This window comes from Kocuria sp. CPCC 205260 (assembly GCF_040981045.1).
Lineage (GTDB): Bacteria > Actinomycetota > Actinomycetes > Actinomycetales > Micrococcaceae > Kocuria > Kocuria palustris.
Genome location: NZ_JAVKPT010000048.1, coordinates 1 through 667, shown reverse-complemented (window position 1 = coordinate 667; position 667 = coordinate 1). Strand labels below are relative to the sequence as shown.

At 70.0% G+C, this 667-nt stretch carries 1 protein-coding gene; it reads right to left on the bottom strand.

Annotated features, from left to right (window positions below; translation table 11 throughout):
• On the bottom strand, positions 1–609 hold a 609-nt coding region (locus tag RF645_RS13060), incomplete at its 3' end, for a hypothetical protein (RefSeq protein WP_368819252.1).
• Positions 610–667 lie beyond the last annotated feature (58 nt).

Genomic DNA, 667 nt, shown 5'->3' with positions numbered 1-667 from the left:
GGCGACGATGATGGTGTGCTTGATCTCTTGTCGGGCGAGCCGGTCGTGCAGCTCGGCGGCGGTGGTGAGCGTGGACTCCGGGAGAGGACCATCCGGAAGCGCCCCGAAGTCGTCCCGGGTTTCTGCCCAGAAGCTCAGGCGGCCGTCCTCGCCTCCGTAGCCGATGTCCAGGGTGCGGATACCTTGGGCGTCCCCCAGGCGTGCGCCGGCGACGATGTCCGCGGCGGTGACCTGGCCCATGCCCGTGGGCTTCTCGGCCAGCACGGTGGTGTTGCCCTCCTGACCGATGAGCTGAACGTCATCGGGCATCACCTGGCGGGCGTCCAGGAACCCCTGGACCGAGGCCTCCGAGGTGAAATCCACCTCGCGGTAGCCAATCAAAGTGATCGCCGGGCCGGGTCCGGGCGCATCTCCGGTCACCAGGCGGTCCGTGGCGGCCCGGGCCGCGTCGGTCCACTGGCGTGCCAGCGGCAGCACCGACACGGGCCCCTTCCCAGCCTCGATGCGATCGGAGCCGGAGGTGACGAGGACTTTCCAGGTGGCCGGCTCCACCGGGAAGGTCACCGCCTCGGGGCCCTCCTCGGGACCGACGCGGTGGCCCTGCTCCACCGGCCAGTCGTGCTCCGTGATGATCCGGTGAGCCCCAGGAAGAAGTTCCAGCAGCCAG